This is a genomic window from Meridianimarinicoccus marinus, from assembly GCF_040689105.1.
Taxonomy (GTDB): Bacteria; Pseudomonadota; Alphaproteobacteria; order Rhodobacterales; family Rhodobacteraceae; genus Meridianimarinicoccus; species Meridianimarinicoccus marinus.
Map to the genome: position 1 here is coordinate 1 of NZ_JBFBVU010000156.1, position 201 is coordinate 201.

1 pseudogene is annotated in these 201 nt (G+C 58.7%); it reads left to right on the top strand.

What is annotated here, in order from left to right:
• Positions 1-201 (top strand): annotated as a pseudogene (locus AB0T83_RS20555) (IS3 family transposase); the annotation flags it as partial.

Sequence of the window (201 nt, forward strand, 5' to 3'; positions counted from 1 at the left end):
AACTGATGCTCGAAGGGGGCAGTATCGCCGTGACAGGGGACGACAGCGTCACAAGCAACAAGACGGTGCGCGAGATGGAAGCCCGCATCCGCGAACTTGAACGCCAGCTCGGACGCAAGACGCTCGAGGTGGAGATCCTGAAGGAAGCGCTCGACAAGTCCCGGTCAAAAAAACCGACCTTGCTTGCGCAATCGCTCAAAC